Below are 25,942 nucleotides of genomic sequence, written 5' to 3'. Positions count from 1 at the left end.
GTTAACGTGGGATTTCGATAGATTGAATGATACCTTCCAATACCAAGTCAGGAGAAATTCCTTCCATTTCCTTCTCTGGATTGAGAATAATTCGATGACGCATGGCTGGAATTGCAGCTCTTTTTATATCCTCTGGAATGACAAAATCTCTCCCTTCGATCACCGCAAATGCCTGTGAAGCACGGAATATCGCCAATGAAGCACGAGGTGAGGCACCAGCATAAAGGCTGGGATGATTTCTTGTTTTCACAACAATCGTAGCAATGTACTGGATTAATTTTTCCTCAACTCTGATGACGGAGGTCCATTTCTGAAAATTTAGAACATCTTCTCCTGAAATTGCTGGAACTACATTTGGCTCATTTTCCGTCTCAGAACCACGGTTTTTGAGAATCAAGATTTCCTCCTCAAGGTTAGGTAAATCAAGATGGATTTTGAAAAGAAATCTATCCAACTGAGCTTCAGGCAAGCGATACGTTCCCTCAGAATCGATGGGGTTTTGTGTGGCCAAAACCATAAAAGGTTGAGCCATGGGATAAGTATGCCCATCCATCGTAACCTGCCTTTCTTCCATGACTTCAAACATTGCGGATTGAGTCTTGGCAGGGGCACGGTTGATTTCATCTATGAGGATAATATTAGAGAAAATAGGACCTTTCTTGAATTCAAAATTCCCTGAATTAAAAACCGATGTACCCAGGACATCTGCCGGCATGAGATCTGGAGTAAACTGAATTCGGCTATACCCGGTATTGACTGATTTGGCAAACAGTTTACTGGTCAGGGTTTTTGCAATACCCGGAACCCCATCAAGTAGGATATGCCCTTTACTTAAAAGCCCCACGATCATGAGTTCAATCATTTCGTCTTGACCTACAATTGTCTTCTTTATTTCTTGACGGACTTTTTCTATCCCCTGAGCAACCTGTTCCACTGGCAGGCGATTGCCAAAAGGATTGCCACTATCCTGCGGGTTGGAGATTTCTTCCATGAGTTTGTTTTGATTTAAAGTCTTCTATGAATTCATTAATCCGCTGTATATCTTCTTGATTCAGCTGTTCTTTAGTCTCAAGCAAGGTGAGTTGTTTTAGTAATCCTTGGGTTTCAATCAAACTCACGCCACTTTTGTTGGCCAATGATTCAGCAAGCTCCTCCCTGTTTTCTTCATACAAATTGAATTGAGTCCTGCAGTAATACCAGAATAAACTCAATTGCAATTGCCCAAGCTGAGTCATATCCTCTTGGTTGAGGTAAATAGAGGAGATGGTTTTCGCAAATTCCAAGGATTTATTCTCGGGAGGTCTGATAAGCTTAATCGCTTTTTGTTTCCGCTTTCCTTCAAATACCACCCAAAGCAGCAGCAAAACCCAGCAAGTAAAATAGGCTGCCTTGAGATACCGATTACTCAGCACTAAGTACAAAGGTGAGGAACTGGAAATTTTGCCTGATTTGATGTAATGATCCAGCAGAACCGGATGATCCAAATCCCAGGTTCCCAATACCTGTTCTGTGTAAGATTTATTGACTTGATCTAAGAGAAAATAATTGGAAAACACTTCTGGAAAAGCATGCAATGTAACAAGTCCATTTCCTTCTCTAAGCTGGATAAAATTTGGCTTGGATTCTTCTGGATCTAAACTATTCTGGTCATTGATTTTCCCCAAGACTTGTACTTGCGTGGTATCGCCCCATTCAAAATACTCCCCACGATGTAATTGGTCAAAAGTAGCAGGTTGAGACAAGTTCATAGGGCTTTCCAAACTTAAGGTATAAATCCGTTCTGCCTCAAAAGCTTCAGGAAAGACTTGTTCACGCAAAGCCAAGCTATCCAACAAGACCTTAGAAATACCAGAAGCTGAAACAAACAAATGCCCACCCCTACGAACCCAATTCAAAAGGTGCCCAAACTCATCCGGATCTGTACTGAAATAGTCGTTGATAAACACGTAAGTAGCCGAGTCTGGGATTTCCTCAATGGCCTCAAAAGGAGGGATCGTACTATCTTTCCAATCCCCCGGATGTTTCTGAACCAGGTCATAGAATACTTTCGCCCCCAATGGGCGGGTGTCATTTTGTTCATAACTTGGCGACCAATCCAAAGGCGCTGGACTAGAATAAATCAGCAAAAGGATGCCCAAAAGCAATAGAGAAAGAACAGTCATTATAATCTTTTGTCCCTGACTCATGACTGTTGGTCTATATGATTGAAAGCTTGTTCAAATTCAGCATAAGTCTTGGCATCCAGATCCAAATGCCCATACCAAACGAAATTATAAATTCGCGTCACTTCCGTGAATGCTGCAAGGAAAGAGCTTTCCTTCAACTCCTTTTGGTAATCATAATTCGTCTTGGAAGATTTCCATAAAATTAGTTTTTGCTCGATCAGGTGCCTAAGCACCAATAGGTATCTGTATCTCAGGGCAAGTCGAAAATCCTGATTCTGTAGAGCTTCTTCAGCCAGTTTTTTCAGATTGCTACTTTTAATCAGAATTTCATCTGAACTAATACCAGAAACCTGTTCTTTAAGATCTCGGTTGTTTTCTGAACTGAATTTCATGGCGAGCCAGACGAGTAAAACCATAAGCGCCAAGACTAATAAATAGGGGGCCAATTGAAAAAAAACCTTCCAGAACCCAGAAAGCGCTACTCCATCCCAGAGCCATTCCAAAAATCTATTCCAAGTTGCCTTCAACCAGTTATTTGCACGCTGAAGCCAGTTTTCCTCTTGCTGGATTTCTTTATATAAATAAGCTTCACTGGAAAGATAGCTCTCTTCATACCCTTCTTCGAATGACCAAGCCTCATGGTAAATAAAGCCTAAGCTGTCATTGCCAGCAAGCACAGTGTCTTGCAAGGTCAGGATGTCCGGTCTAGCAAATGATTGCCATTGGAACAAAAAAAACAGAAGAGCTATGAGTCCAATTCTAGCCAAGTTCCTCGAGTTTTGCCTTAATCCCAGTTCTATTTTGTTCTTCATCCAAATCCAAATAAACCAGGCCTAAGCAAACGACTATAATGACAGAGAGTAAGTTGCTGGCAGCCGAACTTATGGTGGATAAGATCAAGTATATAAAATCACCCGAAAGCTCTGGATTCCCACTTGCCGCGGAGAAAAAAGCCATGACGGCCAGGTAAATTGTACTCGGAAGTTGAAATACAAAAGACATGATCATAAATACAATGTAGATGACCAAAAGAGTACCAAAGGTAACCCACCAATAATCCGAAATAAGTTTGAATGCCCCGCTAATACTGGCAAATTTCCCCAGTTTCTGGAAACAGAATACAGGATAAACCATAGCCATAGGAACTGAAAGATAAATTCCGGGAATAACCAAAAATATAAACCCGAAAAACATGATTATTGCAGTGATAATAGAAAGTATAATCAGATCCCCCATATTGGATCGGGCTTCCTGAATTACAACTTCCTTTTGTACATCCCCTTTATTGTCTATGTAATTATTCATAAAAGCATAAATCGCAGCTGATAAAGAGGCATAAAAAAGGATACTGGTAAGCATCAATAAAAAAAGCACCAAAAAAAAGCTAAGTGGATCAGAGGTCATCCAGGAGGAAGTAGTAGCATACTGATAGAATCCTGCTACCACTATCGCCAACAGAAAGAAAATTCCAGAGGTATTTAATAGCACGTCCCAAAGGAGGCTTCTATTGATTCTAATGAAGGTAAATGAATCGGAAAGGATCGTTCCCAATTCTCTTCGCTCTCTTAATTCAAGGTAGGACTGCTGCTGCATGTGGTAGACTTTTTATTTAGGTTGATTGGTAAGTAAACATAGTAAAATACGATCAGCGCAAAAGACCCAAGGATGATCAGAATACTGAGAAAATCAGGCATCTGAGTCAAGCGCGTGACAAATGATTCTAAAAACCCCGCTAATACAAAAAACGGAATGGTACTCATTAGAATCTTCAATCCATCTTTTATGGATTGACGGAAGGAGTACATGCGGGTAAATGTGCCTGGAAAGAGTAGTCCATTTCCCAAAACCAAACCTGCACATCCGGCAATGACTATGACCGAAATCTCTATCGTACCATGAATCCAAATAGTACGGGCAGATTCCCAGAATAACTCTTGATCGAAGAAGAAATATTGGAATGATCCCAACATGACACCATTGTACATCAATACCAGCAATGTGCCTATTCCCACAAAGATCCCTGCTACAAAAGCAGTAATGGCCACTCGTATGTTATTGACTGTGATTCCCAAAAACATATCAATTTGGTTCATTTTTTTATATACAGCCATAGCGTCACCCGAATCTATATTCGCGAGCGTTTGGTTGACATAGCCATCTCCAAGAATGGAGCGGACAAAGGAAATATCAGTTTTCGCAGAGTAAGCTCCCATTAGTACAAAAAGGCCAAATACAAAGAAAGAAGCAGCCAGCTGCGGAAGGTATTTATAAAACAACAGTGGAAAATCTTTTGTATAAAAATCCAGCACTGCTTTGGCTCCCAACTTTTTGTCTTGATATACTTCCCGGTGATATTGAGAGGCTAAATGGTTGAGGTAAGAAGCAGTTTTTCCTTCTGGAAAAAAAGTTCTGGCAAAATTGAGATCATCTGATACCTCCAAGTACAAATCAGCTAAATCTGAAGCAGGAAGGGTATTTTTTTAGAAATATGCTCTTCAAATTCACGCCATTTAGCTTGATTCTTTTTGATAAAAAGGGATTCTCTCATTCAGTCAACTAGGTTCTGCTAAAACTATTAAATTATTTTTATTAAATAATATGGTAAAGGTATTTTTCCTGATAACTTTATTTTAGAACCCTGACACCTTCAAATGATGGAAGAAAATTATATCGAAACGGCCCATAATATCCAGATCCGACAATCCCCTGCAACGGTAGGAACGAGGATTTTAGCCCAGGTCATAGACTTCTTTATCATAGGAGTATATCTCATTTTGGTTTCGATAACTGCATTTTTCATTTTAAAAATTGAAAACGGTTCCATAGCCGTAACAACACTTCTTATTTTACCTTTTCTGCTGTATCATTTGCTATTTGAAATCTTTATGAATGGGCAGTCAATAGGTAAGTATACCATGGAAATTCGGGTAGTGCAGCTCGATGGCACGAGAGCTACCATTGGTAGTTACCTGCTTCGATGGATTCTTAGACCCGTGGATATCACACTCAGTTCTGGGGGGATTGCACTTTTGACGATTCTCTTAGGAGGCAAGGGCCAAAGGCTAGGTGACCTAGCTGCCGGAACGACTGTCATTTCCCTAAAACAAGAGGCAATAAAACGGGAGGATCTACTGACCAAAGTAAACAAAGAACACGAACCCAAATACCCTCAAGTCATCAACTTGAATGATTCTCAGCTTACTCAGATCAAAAAAATCAGGATAGAAGCGCTAAAATCTCATGATTTTGCACTGATCAATAAATTAGCAGAAAAGACCAGTACCCTGCTTCAGGTCAGCTACGATACCAAACCCCTTGAGTTTATCGATCAGCTGATTCTGGATTACGAATATTTTGCTCAAAAAGAGTATGGCGAAGTATAAGTCCCCTTCTGGGTGTAGTCAAATCGTACCAATTTCCCCCATCTGGGTGTAGTCAGATCGTTTTCTAAGCGTAGTTTTCCTGCCCCACTCCCGACAATTGTCGTGGACTGGCCCAAGGCTAAAACAATTCACTGAATTGCTTTATAACGCCTTGTCCTGCTTTACTATCCTAACTAATTTGTAATTGGTTTATCAGGACCACTTACCAAAAATCCACTTCTATCAAACCTTTTAATCCCAAGTACTTGCCCGCCGTGGCGGGATTCCTTGCACTTGAATATAGAAAGTCTTCCGGCTTTTCTACAATACCAGCTCTGACTCGCATCATTTTTACTCGGAATTCGGCAAGAAACTTTGGGGCCATAAATCTTCTTTTTGCCTTGCAAGTACAGGAAAGACTATTGAAAACAAAAAGAAAAATAATACTGAATTCAAAGAAAACTCATTGTGCGTACTATATTCCTTTTAATTCTCCTGCTTGCCTCACTTCCTGCTTTTTCCTAAAAACAGAACTCTGAAAAAAGTCAACTATTAATTAAAAAAACGAATTATTTTTCTGAATTTTCATCCTTCAAACTCATGGTTTTTATCAATCTATGAAACGCACACTCCAACTTGCATTGTTCCTTTGCCTTTCTATACCTGCAATTTCACAATCTTATAAAGACCACTATGCTAAAGCTGTTGAATTGCAAAATGAATTAAAACTTGAAGAATCTGAATCTGAATTCTCTAAAGCAATATTTTATGATAGATACAATCCACTTCCTTATTATAATAGAGGTGTTGTTAGGTTAAGGTTATATGACTTTGTAGGCGCAATTGAAGATTTTAACAAGGCAATAGAATACGAGCATCCTGTTATTGTTTTCCCTATAGTAAATAGAGGTACTATATGGATGCAATTTGGGGAATATGAGAATGCATTTTCAGATTTTGATGAAGCAATCTCTATAGATTCAACATTTTATTTGGCTTATTCCAATCGAGGACATTTAAGGTTTAAACTCCATGATATAGAAGGCGCTTTAGAAGATTACGAAAAATCAATTTATCTAAACCCGGGTTATGCCAAACCATATATAGATAGGGGAGCAATAAAATCTGATAAAGGTGACTTAAATGGGGCGCTGGAAGATTATGAACTTGCATTACAAATCGACCCTGATATGGCAGAAGCCTATTCTAATAGGGGAAATATCAAAAAAAGAAAAGGTGATTTTGAAGGTGCTTTGAAAGATTATGATCTCGCAATTGAAATAGACTCTTTCTTTGCAGATGCCTTTTATAACAAAGGTGTCCTTTACGCTTCTCAGAATAAATTCGAAGATGCAATTGTTGAATATTCCAAAGCAATCAAATTAAATCCTTTTGATGCAAAGTCGTATGTCAATAGAGGAGTTTGTAAGGCGAGAAAATCACCTCCTGATTATTTTGAATCTATTCTAGATTTTTCTAAAGCTATTGAACTGGAACCATCTAATCCTTGGCATCACAACAATATAGGGTACACGAGAGCAAATCTTGGGGATTTTGAGAGTTCAATCCCTGATTTTACACGAGCAATTGAGTTAGATCCAACTTATTATATAGCCTACCGAAACAGAGGAAAATCCTTGATTCAAATGAATAAAATTGAAGAAGCCTGCCAAGACTTTTCAAAGGCCATTGAATTAGGTGGAGAAGATTCAATTGATTTAAAAAAAGAATATTGCAGCGGCAGATGAATTAAAACCGATTTAATCTGAAATTAATTAGGATTTACTAAATACAAATCAGGAGATTTTGGAAAGAGTTGACACTATTTCTCAAGTCTTAACTCTAACACAATAAATCTGATATCTAAAATCAGAAATCATAAATCCTGTTCACTTCACCTCCACCACAAATCTCTGATACCGAGTCATCGGATGTTCCCTACTTCACCTATTCGTCATCGACCACGAGCACCTCATATTCAAGCACCAAGGCAGGAGATACTGACTAACAGATGTGGAAGGTAGATTAGACAAGGGGGGGGTAAGCTAAGAAGGAAGGCTTTTAGAAAATATACCCTGTACTGGGTATTGTGAGGGGAGGGATTAGTTGGGATATTGGAGATTGGCAAAGTTGGGGGGGGGGGGGCTAAACGCCGCCGTACTAATGACCACCGGAGTAGGATTATTTGGAACATTTACTGCCTATGTAGGCAGGTGGTTTGTAAAAGAGTAGGCAATTAATAGATATGGAAAATAGAAGAAGTCAAAAGTATTGGTTCTTAACAGATGCGAAAATAAATTATGAATTTCAATTCGATGCAATTAAATCATACTTAAATCAGTCCCAATCAATGATTCGAAATATTGAATCAGATTTAGAAAAAAAGTATAGGGAATGGGAGTCCGAAAGAAAAACAAACCCAGATTTACCTGAAGCACATTTTATTTTTGAAGATGAAGTTTATAACCATGACCAATTCTCTAGCATACTGAATGAGTCCACATTCCTTACTGTATATTCTAAATTCGAAAGCGAGTTCTTTTCAATTTGTGAAATGATTCAACATTTAGATAATTTGAAAATTGGACCTAAAGACATCAATTCTAAAGGTTATATTCAACAAGCTTATAAATATTTGAAAATAGTTATTGGAATTAATCTAACTAGTTTAAACGATAAATGGAGAGAAATAAATTTTTACGGGAATATTAGAAATGCAATTGCACATAAAAGAGGTAGAATAGATTTAAATAACCCTCAAAATGAAAATCTAATTTCATTTATTGAGAAATCAAACGGTGCTTACATCTACTTGACAGATCAAACAATTCAAATTGAATCAATTAATTTTGTTATTCAATTTATTGATTTAATAATCGATTTTCTGGTAGAAGTATCAGAATTGATTATAAATAAATAGTTAAGTATAACTAATAATCATCCATCTGGGTGTAGTCAGATCGTTTACTAAGCGTAGTTTGCCTGCCCTACTACCCGGCCCAAGGCTAAAAACATTCACAGAATGTTTTTTTTAACGCCTTGTCCTGCTTTAATATTCCTATCAATTTGAAATTGATAAGAACGCGCTGTCTACCAATAATCCACCTCAATCAGACCTTCTAATCCTTCTTTTCTACCCCACAGGCGATTTAATCACCTGGCAGGGTAAAAGTTATTTCAGTATTAGGAAGCATTTCTTTCAGCCAATCGAATTGACTCTGTGTGAAATTATTCCCATTCACTGCTAAATATCGAAGTGTATCCGCGAGTTTTGCAATTGAAGGTGGGATTTCAGAAATATCATTTCTTCCTATATCCATAAGATATAAATTATCCAACTCCCCAATGGAAGCGGGTAGATGTGTAATTTCATTAGAAATTAATCTAACCTCTCGTAAGTATTTTAGCTCGGCAAAACTTTCTGGTAATTCCTTTAATTTTATACTACTGGCACTTAATCCAATTAGGTTTTTAAGATTACCAATATTATTTGGCAAGTAGTTCAATTCTCCATGCAGACTGAGATATTGCAGATTAACGAGTTGATCAAAGCTTTCCGGAAGTCGAGGCATCCGTACCACTAATACTAACTTATTTAATTTATTCAACTTCCCGAAGTCCATTGGAATTTCAGTCAATCCTGTGCTGTATGTGATTGATAAATCCTGTAATTCTGTCAAATTGACAAAGCTTGCAGGAAGTCTTAGATAATCACCTGTCAGCCATAATGTTTCAAGATTAGTTAATCTACCAAAATCTTCCGGTAAGGTAGCATTGGGTCCTTTCACTGTAAAAAAACAGAACTTAAGAGAGGATAAATCTGAAAAAGAAGCTGGAATACTTTCTGATAAAACTGGGCCTCTAAACGTTTCTAAATTTTTAAGATTTCCAATCTGCTCCGGAAGTTTGGCAATGTTATTCAATTCAAGACTTACATAATTGAGGTTAGTCATTTCACTGAAACTTTCAGGTAAGCTGGTCAATCCAGCATCCACCATATCAAGGTATCTCAATTTTTTCAAGTTGCCTATACTCTCTGGTAGCGTACTAAGATTAGGTATTGAACTTATAATTAGTGTGTCTAATTCTGTCAGATTCCCAAAGTCTTCGGGGATAGTAGTAAAGTGATTGTGTGAAAGGTCTAAATATTTAAGCTTATGATAACTTTTTGTTATTACTTCAGGGAAATCATAGATGGGATTCCCTGGAATCCTTAATTTCTCAAGATATTTAAGTGCTTGGAGTTCTGGAAATTGTTCTAGATCGCTAAAAATCCAAGCCCTGGGTATTCCTAACATATTGATTTCTATAACATCACCATTTTCATTTACTTTATAGTAGTAATCATTATTTAATATCTGCAACTCTTGAAGCGCTTCTTCCTGTTGGTATTCCCCACTTTCAAATTCAATCGAGGAGGAGGCGGATTTACTTCCATACCAAGTGGTCCAAGTGATTTTTATGGTGGTATTTTCTAAGCCATATATAAGAACGTTTGGGTCTTTCTCGTCTACCAACCCTTGATTGCTTAAACCTCGTAAATGATGATAATCCCCTTCTATAGTCCATAATCCGTGATCATAGGATTTGCCAGTAAGCATTTTTCTGGTCTGAAAGGAATCTCCACTTACTTCAAGGATTTCAGTCTGTAATGGAGCGAATGTAACGACGACAGTATCCGAACTGCTCTTAGCTCCAAATTTAACCTCCCAAAGTAATTCATATTTTTCCCCCGGCATTCCATGAAAAATGGTTTTGGGATTCTTTGGATCTTCGAAAGACACTTTTTCTTCATCGAGCCCACTAAGGATTGTCCAAAGACCACTTTCACTCAACTTTAAACTATCTGCATTCAGTCGAATTGAGAATTTATTAACATTCAAAAAATCCTCGCCACCATCGATAAAGTAGGGAGGGATTACTGGCTCTTGGTCTTCCTTGGTCTGGCAAGCCGTTATAATAAATATTCCTATAACAAGTAAAAGGCAATTTTTCATCAATAGAATGTATGGGATCGTTGGTCGTTTCAATTTTTACATTAATCCTCGCTTGGAGGTGTTCGGAAATTCCCAAAGGTATCCGTTTTTATAAATAATAGTTTGCTATGACAATAACTTAAATTAAATCTACTTGCAGCAATCCTAAAACCCTGATCATATTCCCCTTCTGGGTGTAGTCAATTTGTTATAGTAAAAATAGCTCCATCTGGGTGTAGTCAGATCGTTCTTTGGACTGGGTGTAGTTTGTAACTACACCCTAATATCCTTACCAATTTGAAATTGGTCCAAACGAGCCATTTTTACCAATAATCCACCTCAATCAAACCTTTCATCATGGACACTTGAGCACTACACATTTTGACTAGTCCGTACATTTTTCGAAAATAATATTAGTGCATTAGGACATAAAAAAGCTTCATTAGTCCAAGACCCAAGTTTTGTCAATTGATAAATGAATAGCTTATCTAGCTTTCACATTTTTCTATAACAAACAGGCCTTCGCGCTCAATTTATGCAACAAACCTCAACTGCTGAACTGATCCCAATCAAGCAATCGGATCGAATTCTCTCCTTAGACATCATGCGAGGGATCGTACTTTTTGGAATCTTATTGATGAATATTAATGGCTTCGGCCTGGGCTTTGGCTACAATGATCCCACAGTCCAAGGTGGCGATACCGGCCTCAACCTCTACACCTGGATGATGACCAACCTCTTTTTTGAAGGTACAATGCGTGCTTTGTTTTCTCTACTTTTCGGTGTAGGGATGTTTATTTTTCTAGATCGACTTAGCAAGAAAGGCGCTGGCATTAAGGCCGCTGACATATTTTTCCGGAGACTATTGTGGCTGTTGGTATTTGGATTGATTCATGGCTACCTATTGCTTTGGCTTGGCGAAATCCTTTATGATTATGCTTTGATGGGTTTTTTGGTCTATTCATTCCGGCTGATGGCTCCTAAGAAATTGATCTTTACTGCGCTCCTCCTTTTTTGTATTGGGACTACTTGGAATTATTTTGACTATTCAGCACAAAAGAAACTGGTAAATCAGGTAGAGGAGGCGAATACGATGACTGCTTCCGGCCAAGAACTTTCAAAAGAACTGAAAGCTGCCCAAGAAACCTGGGAAGGGCAGGTAAAAGAAAGATCTCCGGAAGCCGCGGAGGAGTTTAATACCGGAATGCAAAAGGGTTATTTTGGTGCAGTGGCATTTTTAGCTCCTTTAAATATGGAGTTTGACATGGAAGCTCCCTATCGCTCCGATGTTTGGGATGTGCTGAGTATGATGCTTTTCGGGATCGCCCTATTTAGGTGGGGATTTCTCACTGGAGAAAAACCCGCTTCTCAGTATTGGCTGATGGTATTGATTGGCTATGCGGTCGGACTAGCAATCAATTACTACGAAATGCAGACCATTCTTGACGCTAATTTTTCAATTCTATCCTTTAAGCAAGCCGATATCACTTACTACTGGGGGAGATTTTTTGTCTCCATCGGTCATGTGGGTTTGATTATGCTTTTTTCTAAGGCTCCATTTTTTGCATGGTTGAAAAATGGACTAGCTGCCGTAGGCAAAATGGCCTTGACCAATTACATGATGCATTCCGTGTTCTGCATGTTCATTTTTACTGGAGTAGGCTTTGGGCTAATAGGAAAGCTTCAACGCTACGAATTGCTTTATGTGGTCGTTGGAATCTGGATCTTTCAATTGATACTCAGTCCGATTTGGCTTCGATATTTTCACTATGGCCCGATGGAATGGCTTTGGAGGAATCTCAGCTATGGCAAAGTTCATCCAATGCGAAAAGGACCACAACAGATAGATTGATTGCATCATGTATCTATAAGCAGCTGTTCGGGATTTGCAATCCCGAATCCGAACTCTTATCCAGGAGATAGTAGAGGGTATTGTGAATCAGATAAGAAGGGTAAGCCATGTCATTACTACCAATTTCGAGAAATAGATAAGGAGAAACCGTGACAATAAACAAGTTGGCTGATCCCGCTTGGGAACACAACCTAATTCAAAGTGAAAAGACAATTTTAGTAACTATTTAAACAAAAAATGAAATGAAAAAAGCAGGCATCATCGGAGGTTCAGGCTTTATAGGAAGCTATAACACCCAAAAGCTTCTGAATGAAGGATACAAGGTAAAAGTATCTACTACGGACCTTTCCAAAAAAGAAAAGTATGAACATTTACTCAGCCTAAAAAATGCTGAGAACCTAGAAATCGCTCAATTGGATGTGGAAAACAAACAGGAGCTTTTGGATTTTTTGAAAGACTGTGAAATAGTAATTCACGGAGGAACACCTTTTCAATTGGATGTCAAAGACCTTCAGAAAGAATTGTTTGACCCTACCATAAAGGGTACAGAAAACTTCCTTGAAGCAGTTCTCAAGACTCCCGGGATAGAAAAAGTCATTTTTATTGCATCGGTGGCGGCTTACAACACAAGCTTCCCATTTTTACCCGAAGGAAAAACTGAAAATGACCAGATCACTGAAAATGATGCTCCGTTTATGAGTGAAGAAGGCATTCCTTATGCCCAGGCAAAGTTTATCGCCAATCAGGCCGTCAATAAATTCATAGCAGACCACCCTGATCTAAGTTTTGAAATAACTTCTGTTTCACCGACGGGTGTGATGGGAAAATCTTTGTCAAACAGACAAGATTCAACTTCAACGGGTATACAATTTCTGTTTAAAAATAAAATTGCCCCCAATCCCTTCATACAAATGATCTATGATGTGGATGTATTATGGGCATTGATAGATGTAGAAGATGTTGCCGAAGCGATTTTCAAAGTGGCTACAACCAAAAACACCCACGGTAAAAACTATCTTTTGTCCAGTGAAAGTTATAGGGTATCAGATGTGACATTGATGCTCAACAATCAACTTCCGGTAGGCAAACCTGAAATCGTCTATAGTTCTGCTTTGGCAACAAAGGATTTGGGAAAAAGCTTTAAACCAGTGAGCATTCCTTTGAATAACTATTCATCATAAGAAAATAAATACGGGCAGCCAACAGCACATAAATGTAAGTGAGGGTTCTGTGCTAAAAATCCCCGTCTAAGTGTAGTCAGATTGTTCGTCTTCTGGGTGTAACTACACCTAGTCCCGGAGATAGCTTATTTTGGTTCTTCTCTGAATAGGCAGTACATTAAATCATGGGATTTATTGGCTTAAAAGCGAAGACTAGCAAGATCCCTAGCTTTCTTTATTCCTATACAAAAGCAAATGATAAAATTCTTTAGAAAAATACGCTACGACCTTATGATGAAAAATAATACTATAAAATACTTAAAGTATGCCATTGGTGAAATTGCGCTGGTCATGATAGGGATTTTGCTGGCTTTACAAGTAAATAATTGGAATGAAAACAGAAAGAACAATAACTTGAGGCAATCATTCATTGATAATTTAATTGTTGATTTGAAAAATGATATTGAAAACCTTGAAGCCCTTAATGTAATTAATACAAATGCCGAAACAGAAGGCTTTTATCTTGAGTCATTTTTAGACAATAGTCTGATTGAGATCGATACGCTAAGGCTAACAAATTCGCTCATTTTTTGTGGGTACGTGCCGAATAAATCTCTTATTTCCTCTACCTATAACGACTTGATCAATAGTAATAATATCCACTTGTTTAAGGATATGGAATTGAAAAGGCTTTTGGATGAATACTATGTAAATAATACCTGGTTTGAACTTTTAAATACCCGAATCCTACAAACCATATGGTATGATTACCGAGATGAAATGTTGAAATTTCACAGCCCTAAACTCTATCAGGATTTTTATGAATTCCAAAAAGCAATAGATTCTAATCCTTCTCAATACCAGGTGCAATGGGATCAAATCAAGAACAATGATTACATCAAAACACAAGTGGGAATGATTGGAGCCTACAGAAAATTAATACGGCAGGATTTTGATAGATATATACTAAAAGCCAAGACAACCTTGGATTATTTGGAAAAATCCAGATAAGAAAAACATTACGAGCTTTTCTTGAAGCCCCTTACCCCCATCTGGGTGTAGTCAGATCGTTCTTGGGACTGGGTGTAGTTTGCCGGCCCTGCTAGCCGGCCCAAGGCTAAAAACATCCTGTAAAGTTATCAGGATGCAATTGGTCTTGTGGAATAATCCAAACCCTGAATGAATTGAAAACTCTATCAATTTTCCCAAAAATGCAAAGTATAAAAGTATATTAGTAATCAAAGCACCAACAAACTAATTGTACACTAGCCTGATACTAACTAGACCAACCACTAAACCATGATCAATTTCTTCAGAAAAATTCGTCAAAATATGTTGGTTCAAAACAAGTTCACAAAATATCTAGTCTATGCATTTGGGGAAATTATCCTGGTGGTGATTGGGATATTAATTGCATTGTCAATCAATAACTGGAATCAAAACCGTATAAACCGGAATCTAGAAACTCAATACTACAAACGCCTTTTGGAGGATGTCAAAGAAGAAAAATTAATCCTAGAAGCGACAATAAATTATTCCAATCAGGTGATTGGCCATGCCAAAAAAGCCCTTGCTATATTTGAAAATTCGCCAGATGCTTATCCGGATTCAGTTCAAAATCTCATAGATATGTATCAGGCGAGCCAGCTGCAAGACTCCAATTCTGCTTCCTCCACTTATAAGGAGCTTATTGCTTCTGGTCAAATTAACCTGATTCAAAACGAGGCCCTAAAAACAGCCTTAGTCCGATTTTATGAGATAGAATGGACCGAAATTGGGGTTTTAAAACTAGAGAATACCTATCGGCTGAATTTAAGAGGAAAAATGCCAGATGAAATCCAGACAGAAATTCGATCCAACTGCGACGATATCTATGTGAAATCGAGGAGTAATTATCTGACAGCTTTACCGGATAAATGTGAAATAAATCTAGATCCCCTTGTTGCCAAATCAGTGGTAGAAGAGCTGCGGCAAGACGAGAGTTTAAAAAAAGATTTGAGATATCTAATTGGAAATGAGACCAGTAAACAAAATGATCTGCAGACAATATGAGTTCAACTCGACGAACTCAATATGCTCCTTCAAAACATAATAAATGATTAGTTTATTCAGAAAAATTAGGCAAAAGCTATTTGATTCAGGGGATTTTAAGAAATACCTCTTTTATGCCTTTGGAGAAATCATATTAGTGGTTATCGGTATTTTGATTGCTGTTCAGATTAATAATTGGAATGAGTCAAAAAAACTTGAAGAGAAAAAACAACAATATTATGACCAGCTTTTGAGTGATATAGCCACAGACACCACCAACATACATTATTTTATTAAGCGTATAGAAAGTAGTATTAATTCCTATGAAACTTATGTAGAAACTTTTTCAGAGTCTGATATTGCTGTTGAAACTACTATAGAAAATCTAAGCAAAGTCGAATATACTTACCCTATCATTAATTTTTATACCAACACAATGACTACTTTAAAAGAAACCGGGGACTTAAAATTAATACCAACAAATATTCAAAATAGTTTATTGGACATTTTGAGATTACAATCAACTGTCGAAAATCAAAGAAATCAATTAGACCCTGCTTATTTGAGTTTACTTTCCGAGGCCAGAAAATTAGGGTTTAGCTCTTTATCAAAAAGACTATCAAATCAATCAAAGCTAGCAGAGGTAGTCAAAATTGAGGAAAATGTAGGCGAAATCATTCTCACTATTGAGGCTGCTTTAGTGGTGAAAAACTGGGTAGAAATAGATAGACTGGAGAGTTTTAATAATTTATTGATAAAATATCGAAATCTGGAGAAGCAGATTATGCTTGAAAAAGAATGAGAATAAGGGAGGGATTTCCAAAGAACCCAATGCTCAATAAAAGTTAAGATCCATAAGGATAAACCACAAATCAATGCTAAAATTTTTCAGGAAAATCAGGCAAAAGCTACTTTCGGAAGGAAACCCCATCTGGGTGTAGTCAGATCGTTCTTTGGACTGGGTGTAGTTTGTAACTACACCCTAATATCCTTACCAATTTGAAATTGGTCCAAACGAGCCATTTTTACCAATAATCCACCTCAATCAAACCTTTCATTCCCGAGTACCTGCCCACCGTGGCGGGATTCCTAGTACTGAAATACAAGTAATCTTCCGGCTTTTCTACTATTCCTGTTCTGACTCGCATCATTTTTACTCGGGTAAAAAATAGAAAATTCGAATATTGGGCAAAAAAGGATAATTTGTGGTTTATGGATAGATTCTGTTGCTCCATGTGCACATCAAGAGTATTTCTCTTCTTTTTTGTCTTATTTGGACCTTTCTTGAGCATGGCTCAGGAAAAAGACTCTGTAGCAAAGATTGAATTATCCGGCTTCGTTGAATTGTATTATGGGTACGACTTTGACGATAATACGAGTGGAAGTCGCTATCCATTTCTCTTCAGTCACAACCGTAAAAATAAAGTTGCTGTCAATCTTGCTTTGATCAAAGCTTCCTTCGAATCAGGTAGATTCCGAGCCAATTTGGCTCTGCAACAAGGAACATACCCACAGGACAACTACAGCGCCGAACCGAAAGCCCTTCGATGGATTCATGAGGCCAATTTGGGATATGCCCTCAACACAGAAAAAAACGTTTGGCTGGATGTCGGGGTGATGCCTTCCCATATTGGTTTCGAAAGTGCCATCTCAACAGAGAACCTGACACTTTCCAGATCCATTATCGCAGAGAATAGCCCTTATTTCGAAACGGGGGCAAAACTCAGCTGGCAAAAAAATGAACGCTGGTATTTTGCCTTTCTGTATCTGAATGGTTGGCAACGAATCCAAAGTATCCCGGGACGAAATAATCCATCTTTTGGCACCCAAGCTTCTTTTGCCCCCAGTGAAAAAGTCCTTTTCAACTGGAGTACCTTTCTGGGAACAGATCAGAGCAAAGAGGCTGGAACCTATCTCTTTTTTTCCGATTTCTATGTGGACTGGAAACCTGCCGTTTCCTGGCATTTGATCGCCGGATTGGACGTAGGCAAACGAACCCTTCTCTTGGATGCCGATCGTAACTGGTGGGGAACTTCCCTTATTTTGCAGCGAAGATTTACCAAGAGCTTTGCATCGGCCATCCGATACGAATATTACCACGATCCATTTCAGGCCATTGCCCCTAGCAACGTAAATGAAGGCATTCAAACCAGTGGCCTCTCAATCAACACTGATTGGAAGATCGGACAATTACTCACTTTCCGATTGGAAGGAAGATGGCTTCAAGCTCCAAGTGAATTCAACCTTGGTCTGGACAGCGGCAGTAGTAGCAACTTCTTCTTGCTAGGTTCTCTCGCAGTAAACTTGAACAATTGAAATTTTGAATAAAAAAAAGCTCCCCAGCCTGAGTGTAGTCAAATCGTTTTCTAACAGTAGTTTGCCTGCCCTACTCCCGACAATTGTCGTGGACCGGCCCAAGGCTAAAAACATTCATAGGATGTTTTTTTAACGCCTTGTCCTACTTTAATATTCTTATCAATTTGAAATTGATAAGAACATGTTGTTTACCAATAATCCACCTCAATCATCCCTTCCATTCCGGAGTACTTGCCCGCCGTGGCGGGATTCCTAGCGCTGGAATAAAAGTAATCTTCAGGCTTTTATACAATTCCAGAACTGACAGGATTATTTTGAAATTAAATCGCAGTGAATATTGTCTAGCATGAGTTTAATAGTATATTAAAAAACAGACAACTAAGCATAACTTTCTCTATAGCATCACTATTGGAAAATATATACTAATAAAGGGTTTCGATATAGAAGGACTAAATACAATTAAGAAGTAGTATTAAACTAATTAATCAACCGATGACCGCAGCTGAAATTGTAAGCCAAGTTTTTTTACCCTTATCTCTTGCTATTATTATGCTAGGAATGGGGATGACCTTAGTCCCATCTGATTTTACTAGAATTCTAAAGAATCCAAAATCCATTTTAATTGGTCTTACCAATCAACTTATCTTTTTACCAATTATTGGTTTTTTATTAGCACTAGCTTTTAATTTAAATCCAGTAATGGCAGTCGGATTAATGATTCTGGCTACTTGTCCAGGCGGTGCAACAAGCAATTTGATAACACAGGTTTGTAAGGGAAATATTGCCTTATCTGTTACATTAACAGCTACAGCTAGTGTTTTATGTGTAGTTACAATACCTTTTATCCTGTCCTATGTACTAGAATATTTTGGCACTGACACAAATACCACAATCGAATTACCCATAGTTGATACTATCCTCCAGATATTAGTCATTACTATTATTCCTATTTCAATAGGAATGCTTATTCGTAAATTCAAATCAAACTTTGCAATACGAATGGAAAAACCAATGCGTATTGCTTCTACTGTAATCTTTATTTTGGTCTTTCTGGCTGTGGTGGCCGCAAATTTCAACATGATAGGTCCAGCAATGAAAGAAGTAGGGCTGGCAACTTTGCTATTAAATATACTGACAATGGGGATGGGTTATTTAACAGCTAGATTGTTTAAATTGGATTTAAAGAGTGCCATTTCAATCACTGTGGAGAGCGGTATACAAAACGGTACTTTGGCATTTGTGATTGCTACCTCAATATTAAATAATGTAGAAATGGGCATACCAACTGGAGCCTATAGTATTTGGATGTTTATAACTGGAGGGATATTAATGTGGCAACTTGGAAAAAGACCTAAAGCAAACTTAGCCAAAGCGCACCCAAAATAGGCATTAGAAACAACCCCCATCTGGGTGTTGTCAAATCGTTTTCTAAGCGTAGTTTGTAACTACGATTGATTATCTCAAACTCCTCTCAGGCATCACCTTATTTCTTGCTGAATTTAACCCAAAGCTTCTCTCCCCATTTGCTCAGGAAATTCTGTTCATCTGCTCCTTCTACGTCCTCTTCACCTAATGCATATCCCATAGGTTTGAGTGCAGGAGTTGCATCAAAAATTATCTTCGCGATACCAGCAATAGGAATACTCAATATCATTCCTATTATCCCCCATATTGCTCCTCCTAAGATCACCACCATAATTGTTACCAGAGGATTGACTTCTACTTTGCTCCCTACGACATAAGGTTCCAGGATATAGCTTTCGACAAATTGAGCAAGTCCAAAAGTAAGGGACACACCTATTATTCCACCAAGTTCTGCTCCTGCAAAGACAGCCATAATAATAGCTAAAACATATCCAATAATATTCCCAATAAAAGGCACTAAAGATAAAACTGCCGCAATTACACTGATCAAAATGGCATTTTCAATTCCGGATATAGACAAACCAATTGAATAAATAATAGCCAAAAAGACTATTAGAATAAATCTTCCTACAATGAAATTCAGCCCCAATTCTACAGTATGACTCATCACTTCCTCTGCCTCTTTTTGGTTTTCTTCACTGAAGAATTTCAGAATCGAAAGCTTAACCTTATTTCTATAAAGTAATAAAAAAAACAAGTAAACCAATGTCAGTACAGAACTGGATAAAAAACTAAAGAAGTTCATTACTATAACCCCCACTTCTTGGGAGGCATTGGATACAATTTTCTCGGGAGAAGGCTGGCTATCTGAATTAGCCTTATCAGTGGATTGGTTTGAATCAAGTCTTTTTTCAGATTCTTCGTTTGGCTTGGCCCCTGAGTCTTGTCCCGAAAAACCAAACATCCCTAATTGCTGTTCTAGGTTTAATCCCGTTTTTTCCGTGACTTTCTGCTGAAATCCCTCCAATTTCGGTTTTGCTTTACTTTTTATCTCAGGCCATCGCTCGGAAACATTTGCTACCTGCGCAGATATGATGACAAAAAAAGATAAGAACGCCAGCAAACTCAAAAGCACACTTACAAAAGCTGAGAGGCCTTTGGAAAAATTCAAGCTTTCCAATTTTCTACACAAAGGAATGCAAATCAAAGTCAACAAAACTGCGATTGCTAAGGGCTTTAGAAAGCCTCCAGCCTCGATTAATCCTACAATCGAAAAGTAAGTTCCTACCACAATGAGCGTAAGAATAATTAGTATTTCCTTTGATTTCATTTTGGCGTTTTATAAAAGATGAGGTGAAGAATATACTGAATGTTTGCGCTTTTTAAATACCGGATAGGAGATTTTCTCCTGGCAAGCGGAAATGCCAATGGTTACCCAAGCTAAATTTGTAGCGTAGTTTTGAATTTCATGCATGATTGATTTGATTTTGCATTAGATCAGATCAATCATACAGCCAAAAGAGGAAATTGTACTATTTAACTGCTGTTGCCTTTTGGAAGTATTTTAGAAAGCAAAATCCGAATTTAAACAGTTCATATGTGAAAAAACATTCCCATTTCGAGTCTTTAAATTTCCATCCAAAAAAAGAAGAGGACTTCCAAAGCTTAAAAAAATTAGATCGGAAACTACATTATTGATTTCAAGAATAAGTCAGATTTCTCCCACTCCCTATACTTTGTCCCAAACGGAAATCGATTCCGCAGTATTGCTCAAACTCAAGGACTGTCTTTGGGTTGCATTTACTAAATTGGTGGACAATAATCACAAAATAACTTTTATGAAATCGAGCATGAATAAAAAGTCCTACACTGGAATGATTATATTCTGCGAGATTCCATTTGGCCAAAACGAAAAATTATAAACACATGAAATCGACCCTCTTAACCTTTGTATTCGCACTCTCCTTGATGGTTTGCAAAGCACAGGACAACAGGCCTGGACCCCAACTACCACCTGAAACAGGTGAAACGTTTAAGGTAGGACTTGCCGGATACACCTTCGTGAAATTTGACCTGGATAAGACATTGGAAACATTGAAGGCCTTGGATGTTCATTACCTATGCATCAAAGATTTTCATTTGCCAATGAATAGCACCGATGCTGAAATTGCCGAATTTCATGAAAAACTGAAAGCCCATGATATCACCGGATATGCGGTTGGCCCAATCTATATGAAATCTAAAGAGGAGATCGATAAGGCATTTGATTATGCAAAACGTGTTGGAGTAAAGCTGATCGTGGGTGTCCCTAATGTGGAGCTGCTTCCCTACGTCGATCAAAAGGTGAAGGAGTATGATTTTAAATTCGCCATTCATTTGCACGGACCAGATATCGAAATCTATCAAGATGCTGATGATGTCTGGAACCACACCAAAGACCTAGATCCAAGAATTGGAATGTGCTTGGACATTGGACATGACACCCGAAATGGAAAAGACCCGGTAGCCGATATGGAAAAATATCACACACGTGTATTCGATATGCACATCAAAGATGTGACAGGACCAACAAAACAGGGTTATTCACTCGAGGTAGGTCGCGGCATCATCGACTTTCCTGCCATGGTCAGAATGATCAGAAAAGTGGGTTACACTGGGGTTTGCAGCCTGGAACATGAAAGAAATATGGACAATCCATTTATGGGCATAGGGGAATCTCTTGGCTATTTCAGGGGAGTTATCGAAACCACCAAGGAGTAGATGTTAAATAAGTCCTAGATATAGGAAGGCTGAATTCGAAAGAGTTCAGCCTTTTTTGATAATAAATGTCATCCCCAACCTTGGTGAAACCTCCCCATAACAGGCTAAATCACAAAAAGACCATCCCGAAAGATGGCCTTTTCTAGGATCAACTCGTCGTCAAACACTTCAATCCCTTACTTTACTTATCTGAATTTTGAATGTAAGCTATCGTCTGCTCCACCCAATCTGATTCCTGATTCAATTTGACATCCGGCTGCACACCCACTTCTTCAAATTCAATAAATTCTCGCTGACGCATATCCGTGGGGTAAAAATTAAAAAGACCAGAAGGCGAATTAAAGCTTTTTCCATAGTTAGACCCGTAGCTAATTGCGCCATAGGTTCTCTGCCCCAGTTGGATGGCATCAAATTTATCCTTTAGGCGAACAGTCGTCATTTCGGCGTTGGAACCGGTGAAAAAATTGGTAATGACATAGATGTTAACTTTCTTTTTTTTCAGTTCCTTGAGTATGGGAAGGGAGATTTTATCAGCTCCGCCCCCATTATTCCTAAGATCAATGATCAGATTTTTGGCGGTAAGATCTGTCTGGATTTGTGAGATAAGCGCATCCCGATCTTTAGGTTTGGTCGTGCGACTGAAGCTATTTAGCCATACGTATTGAATATCATCGGACAAATTTGAAAGTTGATAAGAATCCTCCGCTGCCTTATCTATCCACGCGTGGTTATTTTTAAGATTCTCTTTCAACACGGATGGAAAAAGCATCCCATGGTCGAAGAATTGAGCTTTAGAGAATTTGAGATTTTTTTGATTCGTTCCATAGTGCATGATGTCGAAATGTGAATCGATGTTGGATTGCTTAAGGTAAGCGAAGATTTGCCCAGGCTCCCAGATTTCATCTTGGGACTCTAGAATCACCCCCACCAAACTGTCTTCAGCAACCCGATAAACTCCCATCTTTAGCTTGCTGCCAATGGTATAAACCCCTTCAACTTCATCTAGGCTTTTTCCATCCAGACTTTTAGCCAATTCGTCTAAATTTCTGTCGCTCCTAGGAAAGTTTTTGAATTCATCAGTTTCTCTGTACCGTGCTATAAAACTAGAATTCTGAAGGTTTTTCTCATCTAGGCTCGAAGGATTCTCAGTGAGAGTAGCATGTTTATCCTGCACCATTGACATGAGTTGATTCAGCTTCCAAAAGCAATCTAACTTACTCTGCTCATCCTTCATCTGAGCTCTTAGCTTTTGGTAATTCTCTTTAAACATCAACTTCTTTTCGCCTTTAATCTGATCTTTGAACGAGGCTGTTGTTTGGATTTGCTCATAAACGAAATCAAGTTCAGAAGCACAATCACAGTTGCTTTTTGCTGCAAGGTTTAAGTTAAAATTAAGCAGCAGAATTAAAATTGATAATTTTTTCATTGAGATTGATTTTTGTGTTTGACTGATTCAAACATACAAACTCAAATCAACCTCTGGAGACATTAAACAAGCATTGTGGCGAAATTGCACTAATCTGTGGTGAAATTAACAGCAGCTATTAAGCCCTCTTGATATGTCTTGGACACGGGCACTTCTATTCCTTCACTCAGGCAGATATGCAATTTTCTATTACCCGTTTTCCATTGATTAAAATGCGCTGGATTTATCAAAAAAGAACGATGCGTCCGGATCAGTTCTGGAACCTGCTCCTCTACCGTGGATAGTTTATTTCGGATCAATTGTGTTTTTAATTTCTCCCCATCTTTAAAAAAGACCTCCACATAATTATCCGAAGATTGTATATAAATCAAATCCCTCCAATGCAATCGAAGCCCTTCAAAATTCCCGACTCCCCGAATTTCAATTTTATCTTTTTCGAGTTGTTTCTCCTTGTATTTACCAAAAGACCAACGACTGATCCCCAAAATCGGAAATACCGTCAAAGCAGCAGGCAAATAGATAGCTTTTGCAAAATAGTCAATAGTATAAGCGTAGGGATTTGCATCCATCACAATATAAAAGTAAACAAGCCAGGTGGTGACAAATCCAATCAAGATTAATGTGGACATAAAAATTAACTCTGAACCAAGAAGCCACTTCCCTTCCTTCTCTGCAAGCCATACTTGCAAAGGAAGGCAAAGCAAGTAGCAAGTTGCTCCAAACAGCCCGTAAATTGGTGGGAATTTCAGTTTATCGATATCATCAAGCTGCCCCACATCAAGCGGCTCTGTAAAAAACAAAAAAATAAATATCCAGATTGCCAGACCAAAGGCGATAATCAGGTGATGTTTGATAGAAGGGTCAAAAGGGTAAGCGTTTTTCAACTTTTTTCTTTAAGCTACAATACTATTTCAAAAACTGGTTCCAAAAGGAAAAAACAGAAACACTAATTCCCCATGATGGCATCTCACCTTGATATGAATGATCAGTGAAGATGCTTGGTCACACTAGATAGAAAATCTTGCTGAAAAACTCAAATAACTCAGGGTGACAGGTTTTCACATTTATTTATCCACTATTTTCATAAAAAGAGCCGTTGGCTATATTTTGTGAATATGAAAAGTAAGATTCTTTTATTCCTGTTATTTTTCTCATCAATCAGTTTCAAATCCTTTTGTCAAAGTTTGAATGAATATCAGGAAAGAGAATTGAAGAATTTAGCTCAAAACATCAAGCAACTTACCCAACTGGGTGTTTAAAATCGATCTTGGGACAGGATAAAGTTTTTAGCCATAAATCTTTCTAAAACTTGTAGAGACTAATATCAAGATAATGGATCAAACCGGTATCCGTTTTTGTGGAAACCCTCCCCCGAAAAATAAATCACCCTGTTGGGAAAGCAATCGATAAAGTTCGTCCTGACTCGGCAATTTTTAAGCTCTAAGATTTATACCTTAAAATTTGAGTTTCAATTGTATTTAAAATTCATTTTCTAACCTGATTTAAATAATATGAAAAATAACCTAGTACTTTTCCTCGGCATTTTTTTCCTGGCGTCCTGTGAAATGGAAAGCATGAGTGACATACAACCCGATCAGGAATTTGCCGCTGCAGACCTCCTTAGTGAAGGGGTTGACACAGATATGTTAAACACACAAATAAAGTTAGAATCCGACCTTGAAGCCTCGGCAAAGATAGATGGCCAATCCATAGAGTCGCTGATCGATGGGTGTGCACTGGGCCCAGGATACTGGAAGTCGCACTCAAACTTCCGTAACACTAAATATGATCCGACGTGGGTGTTACTGCCAAATGGGCCGGAAACACCGTTTTACATCAGCGATGCTACTTGGATAGAGATATTCAAAACACCGCCCGCCGGAAATGCGTATTACCTGCTTGCCCATCAGTTCATGGCAGCGAAGTTGAACGTTTGGAACGTATATCGTGATGTAGATCCGTCGGCGGTGTTAGCGGAACTCAACGCAGCTGAGATTCTGTTCAAAACCTTCACTCCGGCTCAGGTAGCCTCACTTCCAAAGAATAGCCCTGAACGGTCGCAGATGCTCACCCTCGGATCCAAGCTCGAAAACTTCATCAACTCTCTCTCTTCCCCAGAATACTGTGACTGATGCAACAAGGCTTGAGATGGCTTTAAAGCCATTCTAAATATAAAGCAGGGAGCGCGAAGGGCTCCCTGTTTGTTTTTTCTCGGTATTGCTAATCAGATTCAATCACATCTGCCTGCCAAGCACATTGTAATTGATAGATACATTGGAAAGGTTAATATTTAATAGAAGATTATCAATCTTTACTGGTTCAGCTGAAGAATGCCACAAATAGGGATTTTGAATCAGATCAATTTCTGGCTCAACGTACTTTTGAAACCAGAATAAATTACCTGGAATATTTTTTGGAATTCACAAGAAGTAAAGACTGGTATAAAAGGTGGAAAACCAGGGATAACCTTAATAAATGCTGAAATTGAACTTTTTTGATTGAATGAATCCCTCTTTTGAGGGTGTTCCC

General features: G+C 38.3%; 23 protein-coding genes. 12 read left to right on the top strand and 11 right to left on the bottom strand.

Translation table 11 applies throughout. The features are described from left to right. Position 1: 1 nt before the first annotated feature. Genes ALPR1_RS05550 through ALPR1_RS05530 form a run of 5 tightly spaced genes read right to left on the bottom strand, consistent with a single transcriptional unit; the run spans position 2 to position 4,606 of the window. On the bottom strand, positions 2 to 991 hold the full coding sequence (locus ALPR1_RS05550; RefSeq protein WP_008199054.1) for an AAA family ATPase: 990 nt from the start codon (positions 989 to 991) through the stop codon (positions 2 to 4). Continuing rightward, positions 963 to 2,186 (bottom strand): DUF4350 domain-containing protein, encoded by a 1,224-nt coding sequence (locus ALPR1_RS05545; protein ID WP_008199052.1) that lies wholly within the window; start codon positions 2,184 to 2,186, stop codon positions 963 to 965. Before ALPR1_RS05545 ends, ALPR1_RS05550 begins: the two co-directional genes overlap by 29 nt. Continuing rightward, positions 2,183 to 2,932 (bottom strand): DUF4129 domain-containing protein, encoded by a 750-nt coding sequence (locus ALPR1_RS05540; protein ID WP_008199049.1) that lies wholly within the window; start codon positions 2,930 to 2,932, stop codon positions 2,183 to 2,185. The genes ALPR1_RS05545 and ALPR1_RS05540 overlap by 4 nt, the downstream gene beginning before the upstream one ends. Further along, positions 2,925 to 3,758 (bottom strand): hypothetical protein, encoded by an 834-nt coding sequence (locus ALPR1_RS05535; protein WP_008199048.1) that lies wholly within the window; start codon positions 3,756 to 3,758, stop codon positions 2,925 to 2,927. Before ALPR1_RS05535 ends, ALPR1_RS05540 begins: the two co-directional genes overlap by 8 nt. Next, positions 3,731 to 4,606, bottom strand: a complete 876-nt coding sequence (locus ALPR1_RS05530) for a stage II sporulation protein M (protein ID WP_237701619.1) — start codon at positions 4,604 to 4,606, stop codon at positions 3,731 to 3,733. Before ALPR1_RS05530 ends, ALPR1_RS05535 begins: the two co-directional genes overlap by 28 nt. 210 nt (positions 4,607 to 4,816) lie before the next feature. Here ALPR1_RS05530 and ALPR1_RS05525 point away from each other — a divergent pair, with 210 nt between their 5' ends. Further along, positions 4,817 to 5,548, top strand: coding sequence for an RDD family protein (locus ALPR1_RS05525; RefSeq protein ID WP_237701618.1), 732 nt, complete (start codon positions 4,817 to 4,819; stop codon positions 5,546 to 5,548). 202 nt (positions 5,549 to 5,750) lie between these two features. Here the strand turns inward: ALPR1_RS05525 and ALPR1_RS20935 are convergent, their stop codons facing one another. Continuing rightward, the gene (locus ALPR1_RS20935; protein ID WP_153231770.1) at positions 5,751 to 5,912 is read right to left on the bottom strand and encodes a hypothetical protein; all 162 of its coding nucleotides are present in this window, start codon (positions 5,910 to 5,912) and stop codon (positions 5,751 to 5,753) included. A gap of 232 nt (positions 5,913 to 6,144) precedes the next feature. Between ALPR1_RS20935 and ALPR1_RS05520 the strand changes: the two genes are divergently transcribed. Both ALPR1_RS05520 and ALPR1_RS05515 read left to right on the top strand, forming a co-directional pair. Continuing rightward, on the top strand, positions 6,145 to 7,275 hold the full coding sequence (locus ALPR1_RS05520; protein ID WP_040302583.1) for a tetratricopeptide repeat protein: 1,131 nt from the start codon (positions 6,145 to 6,147) through the stop codon (positions 7,273 to 7,275). A gap of 497 nt (positions 7,276 to 7,772) precedes the next feature. Continuing rightward, entirely contained in the window at positions 7,773 to 8,447 is a 675-nt protein-coding gene (locus ALPR1_RS05515; protein WP_008199044.1) for a hypothetical protein, read from the top strand. Between the two features lie 229 nt (positions 8,448 to 8,676). Here the strand turns inward: ALPR1_RS05515 and ALPR1_RS05510 are convergent, their stop codons facing one another. Continuing rightward, entirely contained in the window at positions 8,677 to 10,524 is a 1,848-nt protein-coding gene (locus ALPR1_RS05510) for a leucine-rich repeat domain-containing protein (RefSeq protein ID WP_008199043.1), read from the bottom strand. Positions 10,525 to 11,038: 514 nt separating this feature from the next. Between ALPR1_RS05510 and ALPR1_RS05505 the strand changes: the two genes are divergently transcribed. From ALPR1_RS05505 to ALPR1_RS20925, 5 genes are all read left to right on the top strand, one after another. Further along, complete coding sequence (locus ALPR1_RS05505) at positions 11,039 to 12,355, top strand: DUF418 domain-containing protein (protein ID WP_008199042.1); 1,317 nt, start codon at positions 11,039 to 11,041, stop codon at positions 12,353 to 12,355. A 242-nt stretch (positions 12,356 to 12,597) separates the two neighbouring features. After that, positions 12,598 to 13,536: an NAD-dependent epimerase/dehydratase family protein gene (locus tag ALPR1_RS05500; protein WP_008199041.1), complete on the top strand. Its 939-nt coding sequence runs from the start codon at positions 12,598 to 12,600 to the stop codon at positions 13,534 to 13,536. A gap of 270 nt (positions 13,537 to 13,806) precedes the next feature. After that, positions 13,807 to 14,526, top strand: a complete 720-nt coding sequence (locus ALPR1_RS20235; RefSeq protein WP_050776370.1) for a DUF6090 family protein — start codon at positions 13,807 to 13,809, stop codon at positions 14,524 to 14,526. 288 nt (positions 14,527 to 14,814) lie between these two features. Continuing rightward, positions 14,815 to 15,567: a DUF6090 family protein gene (locus ALPR1_RS20930; protein ID WP_008199039.1), complete on the top strand. Its 753-nt coding sequence runs from the start codon at positions 14,815 to 14,817 to the stop codon at positions 15,565 to 15,567. A 43-nt stretch (positions 15,568 to 15,610) separates the two neighbouring features. Further along, entirely contained in the window at positions 15,611 to 16,348 is a 738-nt protein-coding gene (locus tag ALPR1_RS20925) for a DUF6090 family protein (RefSeq protein WP_008199038.1), read from the top strand. A gap of 223 nt (positions 16,349 to 16,571) precedes the next feature. Here the strand turns inward: ALPR1_RS20925 and ALPR1_RS20920 are convergent, their stop codons facing one another. Continuing rightward, the gene (locus ALPR1_RS20920) at positions 16,572 to 16,838 is read right to left on the bottom strand and encodes a hypothetical protein (RefSeq protein ID WP_050776368.1); all 267 of its coding nucleotides are present in this window, start codon (positions 16,836 to 16,838) and stop codon (positions 16,572 to 16,574) included. Here ALPR1_RS20920 and ALPR1_RS05475 point away from each other — a divergent pair. After that, on the top strand, positions 16,837 to 17,862 hold the full coding sequence (locus ALPR1_RS05475; RefSeq protein ID WP_050776367.1) for a porin: 1,026 nt from the start codon (positions 16,837 to 16,839) through the stop codon (positions 17,860 to 17,862). The two genes, ALPR1_RS20920 and ALPR1_RS05475, sit on opposite strands and share 2 nt — an antisense overlap. Before the next feature lie 492 nt (positions 17,863 to 18,354). Then, positions 18,355 to 19,248: a bile acid:sodium symporter family protein gene (locus ALPR1_RS05470; RefSeq protein ID WP_008199036.1), complete on the top strand. Its 894-nt coding sequence runs from the start codon at positions 18,355 to 18,357 to the stop codon at positions 19,246 to 19,248. A gap of 97 nt (positions 19,249 to 19,345) precedes the next feature. Here ALPR1_RS05470 and ALPR1_RS05465 read toward each other — a convergent pair whose 3' ends face one another. Beyond that, a complete protein-coding gene (locus tag ALPR1_RS05465) occupies positions 19,346 to 20,557 on the bottom strand; it encodes an AI-2E family transporter (RefSeq protein WP_008199035.1) in 1,212 nt (403 codons plus the stop codon). 596 nt (positions 20,558 to 21,153) lie between these two features. Between ALPR1_RS05465 and ALPR1_RS05460 the strand changes: the two genes are divergently transcribed. Next, positions 21,154 to 21,987 (top strand): sugar phosphate isomerase/epimerase family protein, encoded by an 834-nt coding sequence (locus ALPR1_RS05460; RefSeq protein ID WP_008199034.1) that lies wholly within the window; start codon positions 21,154 to 21,156, stop codon positions 21,985 to 21,987. A 181-nt stretch (positions 21,988 to 22,168) separates the two neighbouring features. Here ALPR1_RS05460 and ALPR1_RS05455 read toward each other — a convergent pair whose 3' ends face one another. Both ALPR1_RS05455 and ALPR1_RS05450 read right to left on the bottom strand, forming a co-directional pair. Then, positions 22,169 to 23,413: a S41 family peptidase gene (locus ALPR1_RS05455; protein ID WP_008199033.1), complete on the bottom strand. Its 1,245-nt coding sequence runs from the start codon at positions 23,411 to 23,413 to the stop codon at positions 22,169 to 22,171. A gap of 89 nt (positions 23,414 to 23,502) precedes the next feature. Next, the gene (locus ALPR1_RS05450; protein ID WP_008199031.1) at positions 23,503 to 24,297 is read right to left on the bottom strand and encodes a LytTR family DNA-binding domain-containing protein; all 795 of its coding nucleotides are present in this window, start codon (positions 24,295 to 24,297) and stop codon (positions 23,503 to 23,505) included. Positions 24,298 to 24,924: 627 nt separating this feature from the next. On the opposite strand from ALPR1_RS05450, the gene ALPR1_RS05445 reads away from it, so the two are divergent. Further along, positions 24,925 to 25,545 (top strand): hypothetical protein, encoded by a 621-nt coding sequence (locus ALPR1_RS05445; RefSeq protein ID WP_008199030.1) that lies wholly within the window; start codon positions 24,925 to 24,927, stop codon positions 25,543 to 25,545. Positions 25,546 to 25,942 lie beyond the last annotated feature (397 nt).

The sequence above is a fragment of the Algoriphagus machipongonensis genome, from assembly GCF_000166275.1.
GTDB lineage: Bacteria > Bacteroidota > Bacteroidia > Cytophagales > Cyclobacteriaceae > Algoriphagus > Algoriphagus machipongonensis.
Note: the sequence above shows the minus strand (reverse complement) of the source record. Positions and strands in the feature narration are given on the sequence as shown.

Excerpts from the sequence above, each read along its gene's own strand:
- ALPR1_RS05455 (WP_008199033.1), bottom strand. The coding sequence starts at position 23,413 with ATGAAAAAATTATCAATTTTAATTCTGCTGCTTAATTTTAACTTAAAC.
- ALPR1_RS05545 (WP_008199052.1), bottom strand. The coding sequence starts at position 2,186 with ATGAGTCAGGGACAAAAGATTATAATGACTGTTCTTTCTCTATTGCTT.
- ALPR1_RS05550 (WP_008199054.1), bottom strand. The coding sequence starts at position 991 with ATGGAAGAAATCTCCAACCCGCAGGATAGTGGCAATCCTTTTGGCAAT.
- ALPR1_RS20925 (WP_008199038.1), top strand. The coding sequence starts at position 15,611 with ATGATTAGTTTATTCAGAAAAATTAGGCAAAAGCTATTTGATTCAGGG.
- ALPR1_RS05465 (WP_008199035.1), bottom strand. The coding sequence starts at position 20,557 with ATGAAATCAAAGGAAATACTAATTATTCTTACGCTCATTGTGGTAGGA.
- ALPR1_RS05535 (WP_008199048.1), bottom strand. The coding sequence starts at position 3,758 with ATGCAGCAGCAGTCCTACCTTGAATTAAGAGAGCGAAGAGAATTGGGA.
- ALPR1_RS05470 (WP_008199036.1), top strand. The coding sequence starts at position 18,355 with ATGACCGCAGCTGAAATTGTAAGCCAAGTTTTTTTACCCTTATCTCTT.
- ALPR1_RS20935 (WP_153231770.1), bottom strand. The coding sequence starts at position 5,912 with ATGGCCCCAAAGTTTCTTGCCGAATTCCGAGTAAAAATGATGCGAGTC.
- ALPR1_RS20930 (WP_008199039.1), top strand. The coding sequence starts at position 14,815 with ATGATCAATTTCTTCAGAAAAATTCGTCAAAATATGTTGGTTCAAAAC.
- ALPR1_RS05500 (WP_008199041.1), top strand. The coding sequence starts at position 12,598 with ATGAAAAAAGCAGGCATCATCGGAGGTTCAGGCTTTATAGGAAGCTAT.
- ALPR1_RS05460 (WP_008199034.1), top strand. The coding sequence starts at position 21,154 with ATGAAATCGACCCTCTTAACCTTTGTATTCGCACTCTCCTTGATGGTT.
- ALPR1_RS05505 (WP_008199042.1), top strand. The coding sequence starts at position 11,039 with ATGCAACAAACCTCAACTGCTGAACTGATCCCAATCAAGCAATCGGAT.
- ALPR1_RS05475 (WP_050776367.1), top strand. The coding sequence starts at position 16,837 with ATGGCTCAGGAAAAAGACTCTGTAGCAAAGATTGAATTATCCGGCTTC.
- ALPR1_RS05520 (WP_040302583.1), top strand. The coding sequence starts at position 6,145 with ATGAAACGCACACTCCAACTTGCATTGTTCCTTTGCCTTTCTATACCT.
- ALPR1_RS05515 (WP_008199044.1), top strand. The coding sequence starts at position 7,773 with ATGGAAAATAGAAGAAGTCAAAAGTATTGGTTCTTAACAGATGCGAAA.
- ALPR1_RS05525 (WP_237701618.1), top strand. The coding sequence starts at position 4,817 with ATGATGGAAGAAAATTATATCGAAACGGCCCATAATATCCAGATCCGA.
- ALPR1_RS05510 (WP_008199043.1), bottom strand. The coding sequence starts at position 10,524 with ATGAAAAATTGCCTTTTACTTGTTATAGGAATATTTATTATAACGGCT.
- ALPR1_RS05445 (WP_008199030.1), top strand. The coding sequence starts at position 24,925 with ATGAAAAATAACCTAGTACTTTTCCTCGGCATTTTTTTCCTGGCGTCC.
- ALPR1_RS20920 (WP_050776368.1), bottom strand. The coding sequence starts at position 16,838 with ATGCTCAAGAAAGGTCCAAATAAGACAAAAAAGAAGAGAAATACTCTT.
- ALPR1_RS20235 (WP_050776370.1), top strand. The coding sequence starts at position 13,807 with ATGATGAAAAATAATACTATAAAATACTTAAAGTATGCCATTGGTGAA.